23 protein-coding genes and 1 pseudogene are annotated in these 22,272 nt (G+C 42.3%); 4 read left to right on the plus strand and 20 right to left on the minus strand.

The features are described from left to right. Nucleotides 1-296: 296 nt before the first annotated feature. From ACORHU_RS06900 to ACORHU_RS06935, 8 genes are all read right to left on the minus strand, one after another. Nucleotides 297-758: an ECF transporter S component gene (locus ACORHU_RS06900; RefSeq protein WP_434364038.1), complete on the minus strand. Its 462-nt coding sequence runs from the start codon at nt 756-758 to the stop codon at nt 297-299. Continuing rightward, complete coding sequence (locus ACORHU_RS06905; RefSeq protein ID WP_434364039.1) at nt 736-1,509, minus strand: bifunctional hydroxymethylpyrimidine kinase/phosphomethylpyrimidine kinase; 774 nt, start codon at nt 1,507-1,509, stop codon at nt 736-738. Before ACORHU_RS06905 ends, ACORHU_RS06900 begins: the two co-directional genes overlap by 23 nt. Beyond that, entirely contained in the window at nt 1,499-2,248 is a 750-nt protein-coding gene (gene truA, locus ACORHU_RS06910) for a tRNA pseudouridine(38-40) synthase TruA (RefSeq protein WP_434364040.1), read from the minus strand. Before truA ends, ACORHU_RS06905 begins: the two co-directional genes overlap by 11 nt. A 97-nt stretch (nt 2,249-2,345) precedes the next feature. Next, nucleotides 2,346-3,497, minus strand: a complete 1,152-nt coding sequence (locus ACORHU_RS06915; RefSeq protein WP_285306231.1) for an MFS transporter — start codon at nt 3,495-3,497, stop codon at nt 2,346-2,348. Nucleotides 3,498-3,723: 226 nt separating this feature from the next. Next, the gene (locus ACORHU_RS06920; RefSeq protein WP_084930454.1) at nt 3,724-4,353 is read right to left on the minus strand and encodes a Pr6Pr family membrane protein; all 630 of its coding nucleotides are present in this window, start codon (nt 4,351-4,353) and stop codon (nt 3,724-3,726) included. A gap of 2 nt (nt 4,354-4,355) precedes the next feature. Further along, nucleotides 4,356-4,694, minus strand: coding sequence for a zinc ribbon domain-containing protein YjdM (locus tag ACORHU_RS06925; protein WP_434364042.1), 339 nt, complete (start codon nt 4,692-4,694; stop codon nt 4,356-4,358). A 129-nt stretch (nt 4,695-4,823) separates the two neighbouring features. Continuing rightward, nucleotides 4,824-5,495 carry a (d)CMP kinase gene (gene cmk, locus ACORHU_RS06930; RefSeq protein WP_434364043.1) on the minus strand — a complete coding sequence of 224 codons (672 nt, stop codon included), beginning with the start codon at nt 5,493-5,495 and terminating at the stop codon, nt 4,824-4,826. A gap of 8 nt (nt 5,496-5,503) precedes the next feature. Further along, nucleotides 5,504-5,986, minus strand: coding sequence for an SAG1386/EF1546 family surface-associated protein (locus ACORHU_RS06935; protein WP_001040914.1), 483 nt, complete (start codon nt 5,984-5,986; stop codon nt 5,504-5,506). Nucleotides 5,987-6,037: 51 nt separating this feature from the next. On the opposite strand from ACORHU_RS06935, the gene ACORHU_RS06940 reads away from it, so the two are divergent. Beyond that, nucleotides 6,038-6,244 (plus strand): ferredoxin, encoded by a 207-nt coding sequence (locus tag ACORHU_RS06940; RefSeq protein WP_171039317.1) that lies wholly within the window; start codon nt 6,038-6,040, stop codon nt 6,242-6,244. A 50-nt stretch (nt 6,245-6,294) separates the two neighbouring features. On the opposite strand, the gene ACORHU_RS06945 is transcribed toward ACORHU_RS06940, so the two are convergent. From ACORHU_RS06945 to ACORHU_RS06970, 6 genes are all read right to left on the minus strand, one after another. Continuing rightward, complete coding sequence (locus ACORHU_RS06945) at nt 6,295-7,260, minus strand: glycosyltransferase family 2 protein (protein WP_434364045.1); 966 nt, start codon at nt 7,258-7,260, stop codon at nt 6,295-6,297. 1 nt (nt 7,261) lies between these two features. Then, entirely contained in the window at nt 7,262-8,281 is a 1,020-nt protein-coding gene (galE, locus tag ACORHU_RS06950) for a UDP-glucose 4-epimerase GalE (protein ID WP_024057477.1), read from the minus strand. A gap of 101 nt (nt 8,282-8,382) precedes the next feature. Then, nucleotides 8,383-9,486, minus strand: coding sequence for an NAD(P)/FAD-dependent oxidoreductase (locus tag ACORHU_RS06955; protein ID WP_153196598.1), 1,104 nt, complete (start codon nt 9,484-9,486; stop codon nt 8,383-8,385). A 16-nt stretch (nt 9,487-9,502) separates the two neighbouring features. Then, nucleotides 9,503-10,300, minus strand: a complete 798-nt coding sequence (locus ACORHU_RS06960; RefSeq protein WP_153196600.1) for a Nif3-like dinuclear metal center hexameric protein — start codon at nt 10,298-10,300, stop codon at nt 9,503-9,505. Beyond that, nucleotides 10,287-10,964 (minus strand): tRNA (adenine(22)-N(1))-methyltransferase, encoded by a 678-nt coding sequence (locus ACORHU_RS06965; protein WP_049535113.1) that lies wholly within the window; start codon nt 10,962-10,964, stop codon nt 10,287-10,289. The genes ACORHU_RS06960 and ACORHU_RS06965 overlap by 14 nt, the downstream gene beginning before the upstream one ends. 101 nt (nt 10,965-11,065) lie before the next feature. Next, on the minus strand, nt 11,066-13,402 hold the full coding sequence (locus ACORHU_RS06970; protein ID WP_153196602.1) for a cation-translocating P-type ATPase: 2,337 nt from the start codon (nt 13,400-13,402) through the stop codon (nt 11,066-11,068). A gap of 132 nt (nt 13,403-13,534) precedes the next feature. On the opposite strand from ACORHU_RS06970, the gene ACORHU_RS06975 reads away from it, so the two are divergent. Further along, on the plus strand, nt 13,535-14,284 hold the full coding sequence (locus ACORHU_RS06975; protein WP_153196604.1) for a lysophospholipid acyltransferase family protein: 750 nt from the start codon (nt 13,535-13,537) through the stop codon (nt 14,282-14,284). A 41-nt stretch (nt 14,285-14,325) separates the two neighbouring features. Here the strand turns inward: ACORHU_RS06975 and ACORHU_RS06980 are convergent, their stop codons facing one another. The 6 genes from ACORHU_RS06980 to rpsO form a co-directional block, all read right to left on the minus strand. Next, nucleotides 14,326-15,018: an alpha/beta hydrolase-fold protein gene (locus tag ACORHU_RS06980; protein ID WP_153196606.1), complete on the minus strand. Its 693-nt coding sequence runs from the start codon at nt 15,016-15,018 to the stop codon at nt 14,326-14,328. Beyond that, nucleotides 14,999-16,009, minus strand: coding sequence for an ABC transporter substrate-binding protein (locus ACORHU_RS06985; RefSeq protein ID WP_434364050.1), 1,011 nt, complete (start codon nt 16,007-16,009; stop codon nt 14,999-15,001). The genes ACORHU_RS06980 and ACORHU_RS06985 overlap by 20 nt, the downstream gene beginning before the upstream one ends. Before the next feature lie 19 nt (nt 16,010-16,028). After that, on the minus strand, nt 16,029-16,784 hold the full coding sequence (locus ACORHU_RS06990; RefSeq protein ID WP_153196610.1) for an ABC transporter ATP-binding protein: 756 nt from the start codon (nt 16,782-16,784) through the stop codon (nt 16,029-16,031). A gap of 1 nt (nt 16,785) precedes the next feature. After that, a complete protein-coding gene (locus ACORHU_RS06995; protein WP_434364052.1) occupies nt 16,786-17,832 on the minus strand; it encodes a FecCD family ABC transporter permease in 1,047 nt (348 codons plus the stop codon). Between the two features lie 233 nt (nt 17,833-18,065). Continuing rightward, entirely contained in the window at nt 18,066-18,677 is a 612-nt protein-coding gene (locus tag ACORHU_RS07000; protein WP_434364054.1) for a CadD family cadmium resistance transporter, read from the minus strand. Between the two features lie 812 nt (nt 18,678-19,489). Further along, nucleotides 19,490-19,759 (minus strand): 30S ribosomal protein S15, encoded by a 270-nt coding sequence (rpsO, locus tag ACORHU_RS07005; RefSeq protein WP_001018251.1) that lies wholly within the window; start codon nt 19,757-19,759, stop codon nt 19,490-19,492. Nucleotides 19,760-20,078: 319 nt separating this feature from the next. Here rpsO and ACORHU_RS07010 point away from each other — a divergent pair. Continuing rightward, a pseudogene (locus tag ACORHU_RS07010) lies at nt 20,079-20,272 on the plus strand (hypothetical protein). A 51-nt stretch (nt 20,273-20,323) separates the two neighbouring features. Continuing rightward, complete coding sequence (gene thrS / locus ACORHU_RS07015; RefSeq protein ID WP_434364055.1) at nt 20,324-22,267, plus strand: threonine--tRNA ligase; 1,944 nt, start codon at nt 20,324-20,326, stop codon at nt 22,265-22,267. Nucleotides 22,268-22,272: the final 5 nt, after the last annotated feature.

Here is a 22,272-nt window from a genome sequence, read left to right on the forward strand (position 1 = left end):
ATTCATCTAATACTCAATGAAAATCAAAGAGCAAACTAGGAAACTAGCCTCAGGTTGCTCAAAACAATGTTTTGAGGTTGTAGATAAGACTGATGAAGTCAGCTCAAAACAATGTTTTGAGGTTGTAGATAAGACTGACGAAGTCAGTCACATATATACGGCAAGGCGACGTTGACGCGGTTTGAAGAAATTTTCGAAGAGTATAAAATCTTCCCACAATAAAACGCATAATATCAAGTTTTCAACACCTGATACTATGCGTTTTTCTGATTTTTAAGACTTTTGAATCAGCCTCTTTACTTAATCTTCTTAATACTTTGACTAAGAATAAATCCTACAATCATCCCTACCATATTTTGCATGAAATTTGGTAGGATTTCGGGTAGGGCTGCAGCCCAGCCATTCATCAATGTAGAACCCAAGGCGTAACCCCCTACCATGGCAATCGTTGCTAAGATAAGGCCTAACCACTGAGTTTTTCCTTTAAATCCTGCGAAAAATCCCTGCAAGCCATGGTTGACAAAGCTAAAGAACATCCACTGAGGGTAGCCTGATAAGAGGTCAATCAAGAAACCTGCTAGTCCTCCGACTACAGCTCCTTCACGACTACCAAAGTAAAAGGCCGCAAAGAAAACACCCGCATCTAAAAGAGTTAGAATACCTGTTGGTGTTGGAATTTTTAAGAAATAGCCTAGAACCACAGAAAGGGCGGTTAATAGGGATACAAGGGCAATTTTAGTTGTTTTGGTTTGCTTCATATTGTCTCACTCCATACTGGTCTGCTTGTGCAATAGCACGGTAAACGAAAGCTTTAGAGCTTTCTACTGCTGGTAAAAGTTCATCACCTTTGAGTAGGTGACTGGCAATGCTTGAGGCAAAGGTACAACCTGCGCCAGCATTTTGCCCTTGAATGACAGGATTTTCTAGGACTGTAAAGTTTTGTCCGTCATAAAAGACATCCACAGCCTTGTCCTGACTAAGGCGATTGCCTCCCTTGATAATGACTGCTGGCGCTCCTAAGTCATGCAATTTCTGTGCTGCAGTTTTCATATCTTCCAAGGTTTTAATTTCCTGACCAGCTAATAATTCTGCTTCTGGAAGGTTAGGCGTAATCACGCTGACATGAGGGAAAAAGCGAATCAGTTCTTGACAAAGTTCACTGACAGCTACATCGTGCGTTTCTTTGCAGACCAAGACAGGATCCAATACCACAGGCACTCCTGGGCGCTGCTTGATAAAGTCCAATGCCTTCTCAGCTACACTGACAGTTGGTAGAAGACCAATCTTAATCCCTGCAAATTCCACATCACGCAAGCTATCTAATTCATGTTGAAAAATGGTATCGTCAGTTGGAAAGACTTCAAAGCCCTTTTCTGTTAAAGCTGTCAAGCAAGTCACAGCTACAAAACCATGCAAACCGTTCAATGTATAAGTAGCCAAATCAGCGGACAATCCACCACCACTAAAAATATCATTCCCAGAAAGTGCTAAAATACGATTATTCTTCATAACGAATCTCCTTTAAATACAAACCATTTGGTGCTGCAGTGGGACCTGCAAGTTGCCTGTCCTTTTTCTCCAAGATGAGGTCAATCTGCTCTACTGGCATACGGTTGTTTCCGATTTTGAGCAGTGTCCCCACCATATTGCGAATCTGCTTATACAAGAAGCCATTTCCTGAAAAGGTAAAGGTCAAAAATTGTCCTGTCTCATCAACCCTGAGACTAGCTTCTGTGATGGTGCGAACCTTATCCTCCACACTGGTTCCAGATGCTGTAAAGCCTGTAAAATCGTGGGTTCCTTCTAGCTTTTTGATTGCAATCTGCATGCGTTCCACATCGAGTGGATAGGGAAAGTGAGTAGCATAGTGACGGCGCATAGGATTCTTGGGACGGCCCCTATCCACGATAAACTCATAGGTCTTGCTGTGCTTGGCATAACGACAATGAAAATCATCCGCCACCAGCTCAATCGAAATCACATCAATATCTTCAGAGGACTGGGTGTCCAAGGCAAAGCGAAGTTTTTCCTCATCCATTTGATAGGGAAAGTCAAAATGAATCACCTGTCCCAAAGCATGAACCCCACTATCAGTCCTACCAGCACCGTGAACAGTGATGGCTTTCCCTTTATTGAGTCTCGTCAAGGTTTTTTCAATTTCTTCCTGAACACTACGCGCATGAAGCTGGCGCTGAAAACCAGCAAAGGCGTAACCGTCATAGGAAATAGTTGCTTTATATCTTGTCATAACTTCCATTTTATCAAGAAATTAGTCTGTAGACAAGGTCCTAAAATAAATACTGTCTGGGTACAAAAACTCCAAAGAAAAACTTAGGAAACCAATCCTAAGCTCTCTTTTGAAGTAGGTACATGACAAAGATAGAGGTTACAATCAACCAAGATCCTAAGATAGCAAAGACCAACATCCCATTTTGTGTTAGCAAGCCAATTGCACCTAGAACAAATGGGGTCGTAAAGGCTCCGAAACTACAACCTAATACAGCAAATGAGGTTGCTTGATTGAGGAGTCTAGCTGGAATTCTTTCAGAGACAAGTTGAAAGACTGTCGTCAAGGCTACACTGTAGGCAAAACCAGCAAGAATGCTTCCTGCCACTACCACCCACAAGGATGGAGACAAAGCAATCACAATTTGCCCTAAGCCGAAGGTAATACCGGACCAGAGGAGCAGTTTCTCTTTAAAAATAGAAATCAAGAAAGAAAAACTCACACCAGCCACAATCCCGATCAACTGCATGACACTAAGGACAAAACTAGATAACTGGGCATCTCCAAGTCCTCTTTCCACCATCAAACTTGGAATACGGATGGTAATGGCCGTATTGGTACAAACTACAACCGCCGCTTCGATAGCTAGGATAAAAATCAAACCTTTCATTTCCCGAGTTAAGCGACTTGCTTCTTTCTCTTTTTTCTTGACTTCTTTCTTTTCTTTTCCATAAGGGACAAAGAGCAGATAAAGGGTCAGCACCAAAAATCCCGCACTATAGGCTAGGAAGGTAGCTGTCCAACCGAAGGACAACAACTGGCCAACTGCCAAGGTAATGAGAGAAGCTCCAACGACTTCTGCGGAACCGCGTAGCCCTAGCATCTGAATTCGCGTTTTTCCTTGATAACGTTCACTGATAATGGAAATGGCCTTGGCATTGATCATCCCAACACCCAAACCAAAAAGAATCCGTGTTCCAAAGACAAAGGGGTAGGCTTGATACCAGAAGGGAGCCGTCCCACTCAGTGATAAAATCAGCAATCCCAAACTAATCTGTAAGCGCTCAGGAAAGATTTTTTCTAAGAAACCATTTAGTAATAACATAATCATGATTCCAAAGGAAGGCAAGCTCGCCAAGAGCTCAATTTGTTCCTTAGGATAGCCTTGATAATAGTCAAACATGGCTGGTAGGGCACTTGAAATCGAAAAGGACGTAATCAAAACGAGGGAGAGAGCCAAAATACTGGCCCGTTCTAAAAATTGTTTCATGAAATCTCTTTCTATATTTTCTCTTAATCTTCTACTCTTTTGAGAATTATAAAGCAAGAAAAGAAGAAGTCCCATTGGTTTGTAGACTCCTTCTTAAACTCGAAAATGAATCCCTTGTATCTTATACTCAATGAAAATCAAAGAGCAAACTAGGAAGCTAGCCGTAGGCTATACTTGAGTACTGCAAGGCGAAACTAACGTAGTTTGAAGAGATTTTCGAAGAGTATTAGGATGACTTTCTCTTGATTTGCTTAATAAAGTAGAAGATAAATCCTGCAACCATATAGGCAACAAAGATAATCAGACACCACTTAAACACAACATCCCAACCCTTGTTCACATTCAAAAAGAAGTAAGGGAAAGGACTGACCTTAGAATTAGGAATGTCTAATTTCAGTACCAAGCCATTAAAAAGAGCAAAAATCATATACAGCAAGGGTAAAATCGTCCACACAACTGGATCCCAGATTTTGTATTGACCCTGTTTGTCAAAAAAGAGGGTATCCGCTAAAAACCAAAGGGGAACGATATAGTGGCAAAGGAAATTTTCTAGAGTATAGAAATTAGTCGCAATGGGCGCTAAGAGGAAATGGTAAATCACACAGGTAATCATGATACTCATGGTGACCCCACCTTTTAAGCGCAAGAGACTTGGCCTTTGCCAGTTTTCACCTAAACGGCTCATAACCTTTAGAAGATAGAGCGTAAAAATCGCTACTAAAAGATTTGACAGAACCGTATAATAGAGAAGCATCCCAAATCCACCATGCTTGGCGATTTCAAGATAAACTCCCGTGAAAGCCGCTAGAAACAAGAAGATACGGCTATAAAATACAAGTTTGTAGTGCTTTGACATGCTTAAATTTTCTTCACAAACTCTGATTTGAGTTTCATAGCACCGAAGCCATCAATTTTACAGTCGATATTGTGGTCACCTTCTACGATGCGGATATTTTTTACGCGCGTCCCTTGTTTCAAATCTTTTGGCGCACCTTTTACTTTCAAGTCCTTGATGAGGGTTACAGTATCACCGTCAGCCAATTTATTCCCGTTGGCATCGATCGCAACAATACCCTCTTCTACATCTGCAACTTCAGCAGGATTCCACTCATGAGCACACTCTGGGCAAACCAGCAGGTCACCGTCTTCGTAGACATACTCTGAGTTACATTTTGGGCAATTTGGTAGGTTGTTCATGGTTTCTCCTTATCATCATTCAGTATTCTTTGAAAATCAAAATTTCTCGAACAGCAACTATTATACCCTAAAATCAGCATTTTGACAAATTTAGAAAAAACCGATATCAATTTATCGGCTTTTCTACATTTACATTCTTTTTTCAGCTTCTACTTTGATTTTTTCAACTACTTCTTGAATGTTCAAGCCGGTTGTATCAAGGTAGACAGCATCCTCTGCTTGTTTGAGAGGCGAAGTCTCACGATGACTATCCTTGTAGTCACGCGCAGCAATTTCCTCTTTTAAGGTTTCAAGGTCTGTCTCAATTCCCTTGGCAATATTTTCCTTGTAACGACGCTCTGCTCTTTCATCAACAGAGGCTACTAGAAAAATTTTCAGTTCTGCTTGTGGCAATACAACCGTTCCAATATCGCGACCATCCATGACAATCCCGCCTTGCTGGGCAATTTCTTGTTGGAGAGAAACTAGTTTCTCACGAATTTCAGGAATTGCCGCAATAGCTGAAACATGATTGGTCACTTCATTTTCACGGATAGGATGGGTAATATCCACATCCCCTACAAAGACAAGCTGTTCTCCAGTTTCTGAACGTCCAAAGCTGATTGGATGCTGGTCCAATAAGTCTAAGAGTTCTTCAACTTGTTCAACTCCTAATTGGTTCCTGAGAGCCATGTAGGTCGCTGCACGATACATAGCACCTGTATCTAGATAGGTGTATCCAAAATCCTTGGCAATAATCTTTGCGACCGTACTCTTACCACTTGAAGCAGGACCGTCAATAGCAATTTGAATTGTTTTCATATCGGCTCCTATTTTATTTTTATAACATCACCTGGATTAGCAAACCAAGAGCCTGTAGCCATATGACTAGGATTTAAGGCTTCCAACTGAGCAATCGAGATACCTGCACGAGCTGCAATGGCTGCTTCCCCTTCTCCTGCTAACACTTTTGTTGTTCCTTCTGGATCAGTTGGATGTTCTGAGCTACTAGACTTCTCTTCTGGCTTTTCTTCTGAACTAGATGATTCATTTTGAGTTACACTAGAAGAAGATACTTGCTCTACATTTGCATCAGAATCGTGAAAATCCTTCAAAGCTGCTGTACGATTACTCCCACCCGATGACAGATAGATCAGAACAATAATCATCACCACCACAATTACAAAGAAAATACTAGCTAAAATAGTCAAGATACGATTCGCTATAACTCCACCACCCTGTTTTCTCTTACTTCGTTCTGTTCTTGTTTCTTCTTGATCATAAATATCTTCTTGCCACGGTTCTTTTGCCATACCTTACTCCTTGTTTTTTTTCTACTTTCTTATTACAATATAAATATGAACATGAAAATCACACTTATACCCGAACGATGCATCGCCTGTGGGCTGTGCCAAACTTATTCTGATTTATTTGATTACCACGATAATGGAATCGTGCGTTTTTACGATGATCCTGATCAACTGGAAAAAGAAATTTCTCCTAGCCAGGACGTCCTAGAGGCTGTTAAAAATTGCCCAACTCGCGCCCTGATTGGAAACCAGGAATCCTAAATCAATGGCGGTAATCCACTCCTTCTAGTTTAGCATATTTCCATGTAAAATTATAGTCTTTTCTCTCTATTTTTTTCGGTTAAAATAGGAAGATCACTTTTTTCTCTAATAAGATAAAGTGGTCTTTTTTTAGTCTCTAGATAGATCTTACTGATATACTTGCCGAGAATCCCAATGGTCAAGAGTTGAATGCCTCCAAGAAAGAGAATAACAGCCATCAGAGAGGTCCAACCTGATGTCGGATTGCCCAAAATGAGGGTTCGAACCACGACAAAAAAGGTCATAAGCAGAGAAATAAAACAAGATAGGAGGCCAGCTACAAAGGCTATAATCAAGGGAAAATCGGAAAAATTAACAATCCCTTCCATGGAGTAAAAAAAGAGTTGCCTAAAACTCCAACTGGTCTTACCAGCCTGCCTTTCGACATTTGGATAGTCCAGATAGTGGGTTTTAAAGCCGATCCAGGCAAAAAGCCCCTTTGAAAAACGATTGGACTCGGTCAAAGCTAAAATAGCATCGACTACAGGCCTTCTCATCATGCGAAAATCACGGACACCTGAGGGAAAGGCTACTGGGCTAATTTTTTGCATGAGGCGGTAAAAGAGATCAGCACAGAAACTGCGAAAGAAAGGTTCTCCCTCCCGACTAGTTCTCCGTGTTCCTACACAGTCTAAATCTGCATTCTGGTCTAGTAAGGCTTTCATCTCTAGCAACATACTAGGAGGATCTTGGAGGTCTGCATCCATCACCACCACCAAATCTCCTGTCGCATATTGCAAGCCTGCATAGAGGGCTGCTTCTTTGCCAAAATTTCGCGAGAAAGAAATATAACGAACTGCCGAATTTTGCTCTCGATAGGCCTTTAAGAGTTCCAAGGTCCCATCGCTCGATCCATCATCGACAAAGACATACTCAATTTCTGTTTCTAAGTCTGGAATCAAAGCTTCCAAAGCCTGATAAAAAAGAGGAAGTACTTCCTCTTCGTTTAAACAGGGGACAATGATTGAAATCACCATCTTAGTCTTCAAATCCATTTGGATGCTTGCTTTGCCAACGCCAGGCGTCTTCACACATTTGAGTGATGCCTAATTCTGCTTCCCAGCCGAGTTCTGCTTTTGCTTTTGCAGGATCTGAATAGCAGGCTGCGATATCACCTGGGCGACGGTCTACAATGCGGTAAGGAATTGGACGTCCCACTGCTTTTTCCATGTTTTGGATAATTTCAAGAACAGAATAACCTTTACCTGTTCCAAGGTTATAAACGTTTAAACCTGAACCTTTTTGGATTTTTTTCAAAGCTGCAACGTGGCCTTTTGCCAAATCAACTACGTGGATATAGTCACGCACACCAGTTCCATCTTCCGTATCGTAATCGTCTCCAAACACTTGCACTTGCTCTAATTTTCCAACGGCTACTTGAGTCACATATGGCAAAAGATTATTTGGAATACCGTTTGGATTTTCTCCCAAATCACCACTCTCATGGGCTCCGATTGGGTTAAAGTAACGAAGTAAGACCACATTCCATTCTGAGTCTGCCTTGTAGATATCTGTCAAAATTTCCTCTAGCATAAGCTTAGTACGGCCGTATGGATTGGTCACTGAAAGTGGGAAATCTTCCAAGATGGGTACTGTGTGCGGATCTCCGTAAACTGTCGCAGAAGAACTGAAAATGATGTTTTTACAGTTGTTTTCTTCCATTACCTTCAAAAGACTAACAGTCCCAGCAATATTGTTGTCATAGTAGGCAAGAGGAATACGGGTAGATTCACCGACAGCCTTCAAGCCAGCGAAGTGAATGACCCCTGTTGGTTCTTCTTGCTTGAAAATATCTCTGAGGGTATCTGTGTCTCGAATATCTGCCTCATAGAAAGGTACTTCAACTCCTGTAATTCTCTCAACAACTTCTAAACTTTTACGATTGCTGTTGACAAGGTTATCCACCACAACAACCTGATGACCTGCTTGGATTAACTCAATAACTGTGTGAGTTCCAATAAAACCTGCCCCACCCGTTACCAAAATCTTTTCTTGCATCTTCTTTCCTCGATTCTCGGATTATTTTTTTTATTTTACCATTTTTGATAGGGAATGTCATTTGCCATCCTAGAGGGTAGGCTAAAATTTCAGTAAAATGCTTATTCACTTTTTACTCGTTTGACATAGTTTTCAATTGGGTAGTTTAGAGGGTCCAAGGTCAATTCCTTTCCTTGAACCAATTGAGCTAGATGGTAGCCAATGATAGGACCAGTTGTGAGACCTGATGAACCTAGTCCACTAGCCGCATAGACACCTGCCAAGCCTGGGACTTGCCCAAAAAATGGTGAAAAATCACTGGTATAGGCACGGATTCCCACACGCTCAGCTCTTGAAGTGGCTCTAGCTAAAACTGGATAGTGAGGCAAGGCTGCCTCCTCCATTTGTTGGAGTAAGGTTTCATCTACTGTCAAATCAAATCCCATATCATTTTCATGAGTAGCGCCTAGGGACAATTTCCCACCTGCAAAAGGAATCAAATCCCACTCCCCTTCTGGCATGACAACAGGGTAAGCTTCCATGTCTTGGCCAAGCTGATAATCTCGTAGTTGCCCTTTTTGGGGACGGACATCCACAGCATAACCCAAGGGTTCTAACATATCCCCCAACCAAGCTCCCGTCGCCAAAATAACCTGATCAAACACCTCTTCACCAATCTGGTATCCTGATGCTAAAGGTGTCAGAGTCACTTTTTCTTTGACCAGCTTGACCTGACTTGCTTCCAGCAAACGAGTCACTAGGAGTTGGCCATCTACTCTCGCTCCACCAGAAGCGTAGAGCAGGTGGTCAAATCCCCGCAAGCCAGGGAATAATTCATTAGCTGATGCTGGGTCCAGAATGGCTAATTGCCCTATCAAGGGAGACTCTTCTCTACGCTGGAGGGCTAGTTGATAGAGTTCTTCTAGCTTGGATTCATCCTTTTTCAGGAGAAAAACTCCCGAACGCTGGTAAAAGTCGATTTCTTGTCCTGACTTCTCTAAATCAGCTAATAAATCCACATAAAAGTCAGCCCCCAAACGCGCCATTTTGTACCAGGCTTTATTGCGGCGTTTGGAAAACCAAGGACTAATAATTCCTGCTGCGGCCTTGGTAGCCTGACCTTGTCCATGGTCAAAGACGGTTACCTCTAGGTCACTTTCTTTAGAGAGGTAGTAGGCAGCTGTTGCTCCCACAATTCCTGCTCCGATAATGGCAACTTTTTTCATTATTTTCACTTTCTAACTAGATATGGTGGAAAGGATTGGTCGATGCTTGACTAGGTACAATATCAATTGTCCAGCCATTTTCTCCTTTCCATTGATTAAGAAGCTCTGCAATTTTTTCCACAAAAAGCACTTCGATATAGTGACCTGGGTCCAATGCCAACAGGCCATCAGACAGCATATCCTGAGCAGTATGGTAGTAAATGTCACCAGTGATATAGACATCCGCTCCTTTAGCTAAAGCATCCTTATAGAAAGACTGACCGCTTCCACCACAGATGGCCACTCTTGAAATAGGCTTCTGCAAGTCATTCTCTTGATAATGCACCATTCGAAGACTATCTAGAACAAAGACTTGCTTGACATTCTGGGCCAATTCCCCAAATGTCTGAGGCTGAACATTTCCAATACGACCAATTCCACGTTCTGGACCTGTCTCCTGTAGATAAGTCGTCTCCTCGATTCCTAGCATCTGGCAGAACCAGTCATTGAGGCCATTTTCAACGATGTCAATATTGGTATGGCTGACATAAACTGCGATGTCATGCTTGATGAGGTCGATGTAAATCTGATTTTGCGGACGACTAGCTACCAAATCCTTGATGGGACGGAAAATCGGCGCGTGCTTGACGATAATCAAATCCACACCCTTTTCAATAGCTTCAGCCACCGTTTCTTCACGAATATCCAGAGCAACCATGACACTTTGGATCTCCTTGTCCAAAGTGCCAATTTGCAGGCCACGACTGTCTCCCTCCATTGAAAATTCCTGAGGGCAAAAGGCTTCATATGCATTAATTACTTCACTTGCTAGCATGGAGAACCTCCTTGATGGCTTGAATTTTATCTACTAGAACTTGACGTTCCTCCAGATTTTTTTCTGGGATTTGTCCAAGGGCAAACTCTAGCTTAGTAGCTTCTTTTTGCCATTTTTGGACAAAGACTGGGCTGACTTCTTTGGATAAGAAGGGACCAAAGCGAACATCACTGGCTGATAGCTTCATTTGTCCTGCTTCCACCACCAAAATCTCGTAAAACTTGCCAGCTTCTTCTAAAATGCTTTCTGCCACAATCTCAAAACCATGGTCCTGCAACCAGATACGCAAGTCGTCTTCGCGATTATTGGGCTGGAGGATCAACCGCTCTACATTAGCTAACTTGTCCAAACCTTCTTCTAAAATCCTAGCAATCAAACGACCGCCCATACCTGCAATGGTGATGACCGACACTTGGTCAGTCTCTTCAAATGCTGCCAGACCATTGGCTAAACGAACCTGGATTTTCTCCTTTAGGCCGTGCGCTTCAACATTTTTGACTGCAGATTGGTAGGGACCTTCCACCACCTCACCTGCAATGGCGCTTTTGATTTGTCCTCTCTCCACCAACTCGATAGGCAGATAAGCATGGTCACTCCCCACATCGAGTAAAATGGCTCCCTGTGGCACAAAGGAAGCCACTAATTCTAATCTCTTTGAAATCATCTTCTCTCACTTTCCAAAACTCTATTACCTCTTATTATACCACATTTCAGCTAGCTATCTTGCACCTAAAAAGACCACAATCCACAGATTGCAGCCTTTCTTTATTTTCTGGCTTGATAGCGACTAGTCAGGATGAAAATCACGGTAAAGACCAACATCATGACACCATAAACAGGTAATGTTTGTCCTGTTAAGATTGAAATTTCAAGCAGTTTTTGAATTCTTGGGAAGAGAGCTGTGGCTAGGAAGCCTCCTACTGACCAAACAATCAAGAGGACACGCCAGAGAGTAAATGGCATGCAGGCTCTAAATACGGATAAGAAACCAATTGACCCCAAGAGATAATAGAGGAGAGTTGAGATTTCTAACTCAGACCAACCTTGGCTACTTCCAAATATTTTCACAAAGAGGACACTGAAGACGACCATCAGTGCGCTTGGTAGGGCACGAAGCATGGATCTTCTGAGGAAGTTTGACTCAACAGGTTTGATATTTCTCTCAAAAGTCAGAACGAATGGTGGGAAACCTTCCACGAACTGGTCAATCATGGTAATCTGGATTGGAATGAAGGGGAAAATCAAGATCCACTCAGACCGACCTAGTAAAGCACTGGCGATACAGATAACTGCGAGCAAGAAAGAATAGATGGTCTTTATCAAGAAAATCGGGGCGATGTGGGCAATGTTATTGACCACGCGACGACCTTCAAAGAGAATCTCAGGAACATCATTGAAGTCAGAGTTCAAGAGAACCAGATTAGCAATCTGACGAGTCGCCGGGTCTCCCTCCGCCATTACGATGGAACAATCCGCCTCACGAAGGGCCAAGATATCATTAACCCCGTCCCCTGTCATAGCTGTTGTATGACCCGCTTTTTTCAGCGTTTGGATGATGAGTTTCTTTTGATGAGGGGAAACACGTCCGAAAATAGCTGTCTCCTCAGCCATAGCAACCAATTCCTCATCCGTGATTTTTGAGCAATCGACATAGCTGTGATAGTCCGCAAAACCAGCCTTCTGGGCAATGCTGGACACCGTAACTGGATTGTCACCAGAGATAATCTTGAGACCCACTTCCTGAGAACGGAGATAGTCCAGCGTCTCTGCTGCTCCCTCTCGAATCGGGTCCAAGATTTCCAGCAAGGCTAGAGCCTGAATATCCGATGGTTTCTGTGGTTTGTGATGGTCAAGTTTTTCTTGACTGAGAGCTAAGATCAAGACACGTGAACCTCTCTCCAAGGCCTCTCTGGCTTCTGGGACCTCAGAATCCAGCAACATCTCAGGCGCCCCTAAGAAAACTGTCCCCAGACCTTCTAACTCCATGGCTCCCCACTTGCGGTCGCTTGAGAAAGGAAGATTAGAGAGCATAGGATAAGTAACTTCTCCCACAAAACGCTTTCGAATAGCTTGAGCTGTTGGATTCTTATCCTCACTATGGGCCATATAGCTTGTCAGGATGCTGGCAAGCGCTGACTCTCCATACTCTTCGGTCAAAGGAAGAACAGCCTCCACCTGCATCTTTCCTTGGGTGATGGTACCCGTCTTGTCCAAACAGAGCATATCCACGCGCGCCAAGGTCTCAACAGAGTACATCTCCTGCACCAAGACCTTTTTCAGACCCAGCTTAATCACCGCTGTCAAGAGCGAAGTAATTGTCAAAAGGGCAATTCCCTTAGGCAACATTCCCAGCAGGGCTGTCGACGAATTTACAACGGACGACTTAAGAGGCAAGCCTTTTAAAAGCAAGGCTTCTAGCAAGAGAGCTAGACCAAAAGGAATGATAATTTTCCCAGTAAAACCAGCTAGCTTGTCCAGCGATTTCATGATACGAGAGTTGATTGGTTTAACGGTCTTGGCTTCCAGCATGAGTTTGGCAGCATAGTTATCAGATCCAACATGGTGAACTTGAGCTAAAACTGACCCACTGGCTAGGAAACTTCCTGACAGAAGCAAGGCGTCAACTTCCTTTTGCACCAAATCACTTTCCCCCGTTAACATGGCTTCATTGACTTCCGAAAAGCCTTCCAAAACCAAGGCATCACTGGGAATCTGCTCTCCAGCAGACAGACGAATGACATCTCCTAGCACCAATTCTTCAGGATTCAGAGCCACTTCTTGGCCATCCCGAATAGTCTTGACTTTTTCCTTGGTCATAAGATTGAGCTTGTCCACCATGTGTTTGGCCCGTAGCTCGGTCACAATTCCAGAAAAAGCGTTAAAGCAGATAACAGCAAAGAAGACCAAATTGCTCCAAGCCTGCACAAAGGCTAGGGCCAAAGCAATGGCAAAGTTCAAAGCGTTAAAAAGGGTAAAGACATTTCGTTTGATGATTTGCCAAGTGCTGGTACTGGCCGATGCGGTAAAATCATTGACCAAACCCTTAGCCTGTCTTTCCTTGACTTCTCTTTGGGTTAATCCCATAATCTTATTTTTATCCATAAATTCTATCATATCATTTTTTCTAAAAGAATTCTAATTTCATCCTAAATATGTACCTGGTCAAGGGAAAAGTTTGCCAGCCCTCCTTTGATAAGGTATAATAATAACAAGAAAATAATCGAAGGAGATCGCATGTTTTATACTTATTTACGTGGATTAGTTGTCTTACTCCTATGGTCCATCAATGGCAATGCTCACTATCATAATACCGATAAAATTCCTAATCAAGATGAAAATTATATTTTGGTTGCGCCTCACCGTACCTGGTGGGATCCTGTTTACATGGCCTTTGCGACCAAGCCGAAACAGTTTATCTTTATGGCCAAAAAAGAGCTCTTTACCAACCGTATCTTTGGCTGGTGGATTCGTATGTGTGGCGCCTTTCCTATCGACCGTGAAAATCCTAGTGCTTCTGCCATCAAATATCCTATCAATGTTCTTAAAAAAAGTGACCGCTCTCTCATCATGTTTCCAAGTGGGAGCCGTCACTCAAACGATGTCAAGGGTGGAGTTGCTCTGATTGCCAAGATGGCCAAGGTTCGTATCATGCCCGTTACCTACACAGGTCCCATGACCTTGAAAGGCTTGATTAGCCGCGAGCGTGTCGATATGAACTTTGGAAATCCAATCGATATCTCAGATATCAAGAAAATGAATGATGAAGGCATTGAAACAGTCACCAATCGCATTCAAGCAGAATTCCAACGTCTGGACCAAGAAACAAAACAATGGCACAATGATAAAAAACCAAACCCACTCTGGTGGCTTATCCGCATCCCTGCCCTCATCCTTGCCATTATCCTCGCTATCCTAACCATCATCTTTAGCTTCATCGCAAGCTTCGTCTGGAATCCAGATAAGAAGAGAGAGGCTCTTGGTTAAAAATACAACAATCCCTTGGCTTTTGCCAAGGGATAATTCTTTTATTCAATTTTCCATTTTTGGGCCAACCAGTTGGAAAAGGCTAGAAATCGCTCAGCTACTTGTTCATGGTGTCCATAAGGATCAAAAACAAACTGGCCGTTCGGATAGCATTTCTGAAGACTGGTATGAATCTGCTCAGCATAGACTGGTGCTTGAGCCAAGCAATTAGTATGGTGTACTCCTTCTGTTTGACCATTCTGTAGATACAGCAAACAGTCTAGATTTTTTACTGTCTCTTCCTTGCAGTAATCCACAAAATCAGGGTACCAAAAGGAACCGCAGATCGAAAAGACACAGGAAACCTTGTCAAAGCTGAAAAGACTGTAGACTGCCGCCAAACCACCTAGTGAGTAGCCTCCATAAGCAAGGCGAGTTTCATCCAGGCGATAAAGCGACTGCAACTTGTCCAAAAGACCTCCAAACAAATGATCATGATAGACGTTGGCCTGACCTCCAAAATCTGGAGCCCCATCTCTCAGAGCCGATGCCTGCCAGGGAGTGTAGTCGTCTAAGCGATTTTTAGAGATCAAGCCCACTAAAATCACAGATTCGGAAAGGGAGGATAGAAAATCCAAGTTTCCATCATTCAATAAAATAGCCGGATAGGTTTGATTGGGGTCATAGGTAGAAGGAAGGCTGATTTTGACTTGAATTCCTTCCCAATCAAACTCATTATTTATTGATAAAGTCATTGATTTTCTCAAGGGAATCAATCACTGCTGGACCATAGTCCATCAATTCGTCGTAAGAGATGGTCATGATTTTTTGATTTTTAATAGCAGGAACGCTTTCCAAAACAGCATTTGCCTTCATCAACTCTACTGCTTTTTCATCCAATTTTTTATTGCGATCGCTGGTTACATAGATAATCATTTCAGGATCCATTGACACGAGATTTTCCAAGGTCAAGCCTGATGTCCCCGTAGCTACGTTTGTATAACCAAGTTGGTTCAGCAAACTTTCTTGCAAAGCAGACTTGTAGGCACCGAAAGTTTCATCATTATAAGCAACCATAATCAAAGCCTTTTTCTTTTCACCTTGACTTGCTGGGTTTGCTTTCTTAACAGCGTCGATTTTAGCTTGTAATTGCGCTGCGTATTCATTAGCCTTGTCCTGAACATTAAAAATCATTCCTAGATTTTTGACATCTTCTACGATATTTCCCAAATCTTGCTGAATTGTTGAGAGAGAAGCTTTTTGCGTATAAACTGGGATTTTGTTTTCATTCCAAGTGCTAACTGTCCCCAAGGATTTTTCAGAAAACATCATGTTTCGACCCATCACAGCGTCTGGCTCATAAGAAAGGACTGTCTCTTGTGAGACTGTTTTTTTATCCCCAATTTGAGGAATAGTCGCAATCGCGTCCTTGTATTTGTCCGTCACAGCATTGTCTGGATTGAGCATGCCAGCAATTTTATCCTTCAACCCCAACTCCAATAAGATTTCAGTGGTTGAAAGATTGTTGGTGATAACTTTTTCAGGTGCCTTATCAAAAACTTGTTCGACTTCATTTCCTTTCGCGTCATAGGTCTTAACCGTTAGTGGATAAGTCGTCTCTGTGCTCGCCTTTTGACTTGTTTCTGCGCTAGATTGTGTGGTAGCTTTTTCTGTAGTAGTGTTACCACAAGCTGCCATGGTTAGGGTGGCTACTGTTACGAGTAAAATGCTTAGTGTTTTTTTCATCTTGTTTTCCTTTTCATTCTTATAAATAGTGAATCATAGCTTGCTGATCCTCGGTCCAAGTAACCTGACTTTGAACTCCGTATACAGTTTGCAATGACTCAGGGGTGATGGTCTCCTTTGGAGTCCCTTGGTAAAGGATTTCTCCCTCTTTCATTAGATAGAGATAATCCGAATAGCGACAAGCAAGTTGAATATCATGCAGGACAGCTAGAACATTAACCTTGAGCTCCTTCACAATGGCCAACAAGTCTAACTGATACTTGATATCCAGGTGATTGGTTGGTTCGTCCAGGAGCAAGAGAGTCGGTTCTTGCGCTAAGGCGCGGGCTAGTAAGACTCGCTGTTTCTCTCCCCCTGACAGGGACGAATAGAGACGAGTTTTCTTCTCAAGCATATCCACCTTAACGAGGGCATCTTGAACGAGGGCATAATCCCTTTCCTTTTCCTTCTGTAAAAAAGAGAGGTGGGGAGTTCTTCCCAGCAAGACGATTTCCTCAACTGTACAATCAAACTGCAATTGATTAAACTGGGTGACGACCGCCATTTGCTTGGCTGTTTCTTTGAGCGTCCATTGTTCCAGAGGCTTTCCATCTAGGCTTATCAAACCTTTGTCTGCCTTTTCCTGACGATAGAGGAGTTTAAGCAGGCTGGTTTTTCCACTTCCATTTGGTCCTAGTATCGTGTGAAATTGATTCCCTTCAACCTTAAGAGAGACTCCTTTGAGGATTTTTTTCTCTCCTAGTCCAAAGTGGATATCCTGACAAATCAAGTCCATATCAGACCCTCACCTCCCTTCGCCTACCTCCAACAATGTAGATAAAGAAGGGAGCACCTACTAAGGCTGTGAAAATACCAATAGGAAGCTCTGCGTTTGGAATGATGATACGAGAGAGTACGTCTGCCCAGATGACAAAGAGGGCACCCAGCAAGGTTGCAACGGGAAAAAGCCTCTTGTAATTCGTTCCTACTAACCCTCGAGCTAAATGTGGAGTAATCAGACCGACAAATCCAATAATTCCACAGGTTGCCACTAAGACTGCTGTCAGCACAGCCACCATTGTCACATAAAGATACCAATAAAAGCGTAAGGGAATCCCCAAAGTTAAAGCAGCCTCATCTCCCATCATCATCGCATTGAAAACACGATACTGGGTAGAGAAAAATAGAAAGGCTATTCCTACCACTATAGTTGGCAGGACCAAGTCAGACCAGGAAGTCCCAGCGAGCGAGCCCATGGTCCAAAACTTAATGGTCATCACACTATCCGCATTAGCTCCAACTGAGATAATAAAGTTGGAAAAAGCCAGAAAGAGAGCGTTGACCACCGTTCCTGATAAGATCAGGCTAGAAGTCGTCATCCTTCCCTGCATAGAGGCAATGATGAGGACAGCAATTGTTGCCAAAATAGCTCCAAGAAAAGCTCCAAGGCTAATCATCACTTTTAAACCAAGAATGATGCTCAAGGTTGCCCCTAGAGTTGCACCAGCAGATATTCCTAAGACGTAAGGCTCTGCGATTGGGTTGTTCACTGTAGACTGCATCACGCTACCACACATAGAAAGACCAGCCCCTACTATCAGACCTAACAATACTCGAGGGAATCTCATGTTCCATACAATGGCAAGAGTAGACTTGGAAACCTCTCCTATCTCCAGAGGAAATCCCAACCTGCTCAAAATAATCCGATAGGTATCTCCTAGATCAATCGCAACGGATCCCATTGAAACTGCTAGAAAGAGAGAAATCCCTAAAATACCTAGCAAAATAACTAAAAGTAACACAAATTGCTGGTCTTGTCGGCTTCCAGAAAATTTGGAAAGCATGCAAACCTCCTTTGATAGAATATTAAAATTTTAGAAAATTCTCATAAAAAGTATACCATATTTTCAACAATGGAACAAGATGAGAAAAATAAATATAGTTGGTCTTACAGTGCTAATAATCGTAACCGAAGATTATACTTGAGTATATAGAGATAAGGTGCCAACGCAAAAAGCCCTCTGAAGTCAGAGAGCTGATTTGAGCTCGGGCTAAAATCCTAGTGAAACAAAAAAATCTACACGATCAGAAAAGTCTCTATCGTGCCATTTTCATACATGATGTATAGTCCAAGTAGAATGAATACTAAGGGCACAATGATTCGCTCGTATTTTTCAATTGTCACGAATATTAACGGAATAGAGGATAACACCCGACTAATCTCGCATAAGATAATTATGCCGATTACAAACACAAGCAAGGCCACGAGGGTCTGTGACCAATCTAACGAAGCAAAATAAGGTATATAGATACCTAAATTATCTCCGCCAGACGCAATTGTCAGCAATGTAACTGTCCAAAACAGTTGATTTGCCTTGCTTTGTTCTAATCTTTCAATAATTTCTTCCTCTTCTTCCTCACCTTCTCCAACAATTGCAAAGCGAATCCCTAAATAGATAGGGATTAAACCAAGCAATCCAACCATCCATTCTTCAGGCACGAAATTAACGACATAAGCAGCAACTAAACTCGCCCCTACAAGTAAGCCTGTGCCTAGATATTGCCCCGCATAAATATGCCATTTTTGTTTATTCTGTGATAGCTGTGCAAATAAAATAATTAAAATAATTAAATAATCGATACTAGTGGAAATATAAACACCAATAGCAGATATGATTGTCTGTCCCATAAAAAACTCCTGTATTGTTCAGTAATAAATCAGCAGATTTTAGGAGAGCACAGACACATTAATTTAGCTATCGCTAGTGGGTAATATCGAACATAGGAAAGCATTTTACTCCTCCTCAAAACGTAGTTACAAAGTAATTTCTAACTGAAATTCGGTGACTACTTCCATGTAAAGTATAACATACTATACTTTACTTCGTAAAGTGTGAGCTCTTCGAGGGGGCTTGCAAACAGCTACTCGGCTTTTCAAGCCGAGTAGCCACGCATCTTTATGGTGTCATTAGCTGATACTATTTGAGGTTTTTGTAGTCTCCAAAATTGTGATCGATAAAACCTAAATAAAAAAGTCCTCTGAAATCCGAGAAATAATTTGAGCTCGGGCTAAAATCCTAGTGAAAAAGATGAAACTCCTTGCATTGATCGAACACTGTGTCATTTCCCTATTTTCATACGGATTTCTTACACCCTTAGCATCATGATTCTTGCTGGATAAAGCGTTTATAGACTAGGCGATGAGGCGAAGATTGTACAAAATTTTTAGTGAAACAAAAAAATCTCCCCGAAGGGAGAATATCTGGTTTATTTTACCTTACAGTGCTAGGAACCATAACCGAAGATTATACTTGAGTATATCGAGGTAAGGTGACAAAAGTAAAAAAGCTACCCAATTTAGAGTAGCTTCATTATCAAGATATGCTCAATTGAACACGGCCTAAGCACTTGGCAAAAAAGATAAAATCTCCTAGAAACTGAAGTTTCTTCGTCAATTTTCCTATTTTTGCTTTGTGCTTTTAACGGCCTTTGTATCTTGAATTAGCGACGAAGTCCTAGAGAGTTGATCAACTCACGGTAACGGTTAACGTCGTTTTTACGCAAGTATGCAAGCAAGTTACGACGGCGACCGATTTTCTTCATCAACCCACGGTAAGTAGCATGGTCTTTTTTGTGTTGTTTGATGTGTTCGTTAAGGTGGTTGATTTCCCAAGTAAGGACAGCAACTTGAACCTCTACTGAACCTGTATCACCTTCGTGACGTGCATATTGTGCGATGATTTCATTTTTTTTCTCTTTTGAGATTGCCATGATGTTTCTCCTTTTTATTTGGCTTCATCCGAGTGACAGGTTGGCATGCCTGTAACCAAGAAGAAGTTATTTGTCTTTACGACAATCCCTATTCTACCAATAACTAACTTCTTTGTCAACAGATTTACTTTCTTTCTCTTTGCTTCACTAACACAATTAAGATTGTCAAGTTCTGCTAATATTACCATAGCTGATTACCAACGCCTTTCCAACAAGGAAATTCAAAAAAATCTACAAATATCTTGAAAATTTTCACAATCATGCTATAATAATCCATAGAGACAAGTCACTTAGTCCCTTTCTACTAGAGAGTGCGTGGTTGCTGGAAACGCATAGAGAGCCTAAACTGATACTACTCTTGAGTTTTTTATGAAAACATAAAACGGTGGCCACGTTAGAGCCAATCAGAGGTGTCCCTCTTTTTTGAGGAACATAAATGAAGGTGGAACCACGTTGCGACGTCCTTTCGAGGATGTCGCTTTTTGTTTTTCTTTATTTAAGACTGCGAAATAGGGGAACACTTCTGCTTTAGAAATAATGGATAACCAATATAAGGAGAACATCATGATTAATATTACTTTCCCAGATGGCGCTGTTCGTGAATTCGAATTTGGCGTTACAACTTTTGAAATTGCCCAATCTATCAGCAATTCCCTAGCTAAAAAGGCCTTGGCTGGTAAATTCAACGGCAAACTCATCGACACTACTCGTGCTATCACTGAAGATGGAAGCATCGAAATCGTGACACCTGATCACGAAGATGCCCTTCCAATCTTGCGTCACTCAGCTGCCCACTTGTTCGCCCAAGCAGCTCGTCGTCTTTTCCCAGACATTCACTTGGGAGTTGGTCCAGCCATCGAAGATGGTTTCTACTACGATACTGACAACACTGCTGGTCAAATCTCTAACGAAGACCTTCCTCGTATCGAAGAAGAAATGCAAAAAATTGTCAAAGAAAACTTCCCATCTATCCGTGAAGAAGTGACTAAAGATGAGGCCCGTGAAATCTTCAAAAATGACCCTTACAAATTAGAATTGATTGAAGAACACTCAGAAGACGAAGGTGGTTTGACTATCTACCGTCAGGGTGAATACGTGGACCTTTGCCGTGGTCCTCACGTCCCATCAACAGGCCGTATCCAAATCTTCCACCTTCTTAACGTAGCTGGTGCTTACTGGCGTGGAAATAGCGACAACGCTATGATGCAACGTATCTATGGTACAGCTTGGTTTGACAAGAAAGACTTGAAAAACTACCTCCAAATGCGTGAAGAAGCTAAGGAACGTGACCACCGTAAACTTGGTAAAGAGCTTGATCTCTTCATGATTTCTCAAGAGGTTGGTCAAGGGCTTCCATTCTGGTTGCCAAATGGTGCGACTATTCGTCGTGAGTTGGAACGCTACATCGTAGACAAAGAGCTAGCTTCTGGCTATCAACACGTTTACACTCCACCACTTGCTTCTGTTGAACTTTACAAGACTTCTGGTCACTGGGATCATTACCAAGAAGACATGTTCCCAACTATGGACATGGGTGACGGGGAAGAATTTGTCCTTCGTCCAATGAACTGCCCACACCACATCCAAGTCTTCAAACACCATGTTCACTCATACCGTGAGTTGCCAATCCGTATCGCCGAAATCGGTATGATGCACCGTTATGAAAAATCTGGTGCCCTCACTGGTCTTCAACGTGTGCGTGAAATGTCTCTTAACGACGGTCACCTCTTTGTGACTCCAGAACAAATCCAAGAAGAATTCCAACGTGCTCTTCAGTTGATTATCGATGTTTATGAAGACTTCAACTTGACTGAATACCGCTTCCGCCTCTCTCTTCGTGACCCTCAAGATACTCACAAGTACTTTGATAACGATGAGATGTGGGAAAATGCACAAACTATGCTTCGTGCAGCTCTTGATGAAATGGGTGTGGACTACTTTGAAGCCGAAGGTGAAGCAGCCTTCTACGGACCAAAATTGGATATTCAAGTTAAAACCGCTCTTGGAAAAGAAGAAACTCTTTCTACTATCCAGCTTGACTTCTTGCTTCCAGAACGCTTCGACCTTAAATATATCGGAGCTGATGGCGAAGAGCACCGTCCAGTTATGATTCACCGTGGTGTTATTTCAACTATGGAACGCTTCACAGCTATCTTGATTGAGAACTACAAGGGTGCCTTCCCAACATGGCTTGCACCACACCAAGTAACCCTCATCCCAGTATCTAACGAAAAACACGTGGACTACGCTTGGGAAGCGGCTAAGAAACTCCGTGACCGTGGTGTCCGTGCAGACGTAGATGAGCGTAATGAAAAAATGCAGTTCAAGATTCGTGCTTCACAAACCAGCAAAATTCCATACCAATTAATCGTTGGGGACAAGGAAATGGAAGACGGAACAGTCAACGTTCGTCGCTACGGACAAAAAGAAACACAAACTGTCTCAGTTGATGACTTTGTTCAAGCTATCCTAGCTGATATTGCCAACAAATCACGCGTTGAGAAATAAAACAA

Origin of the sequence: Streptococcus sp. KHUD_015, assembly GCF_051106265.1 — a bacterium.
GTDB lineage: Bacteria > Bacillota > Bacilli > Lactobacillales > Streptococcaceae > Streptococcus.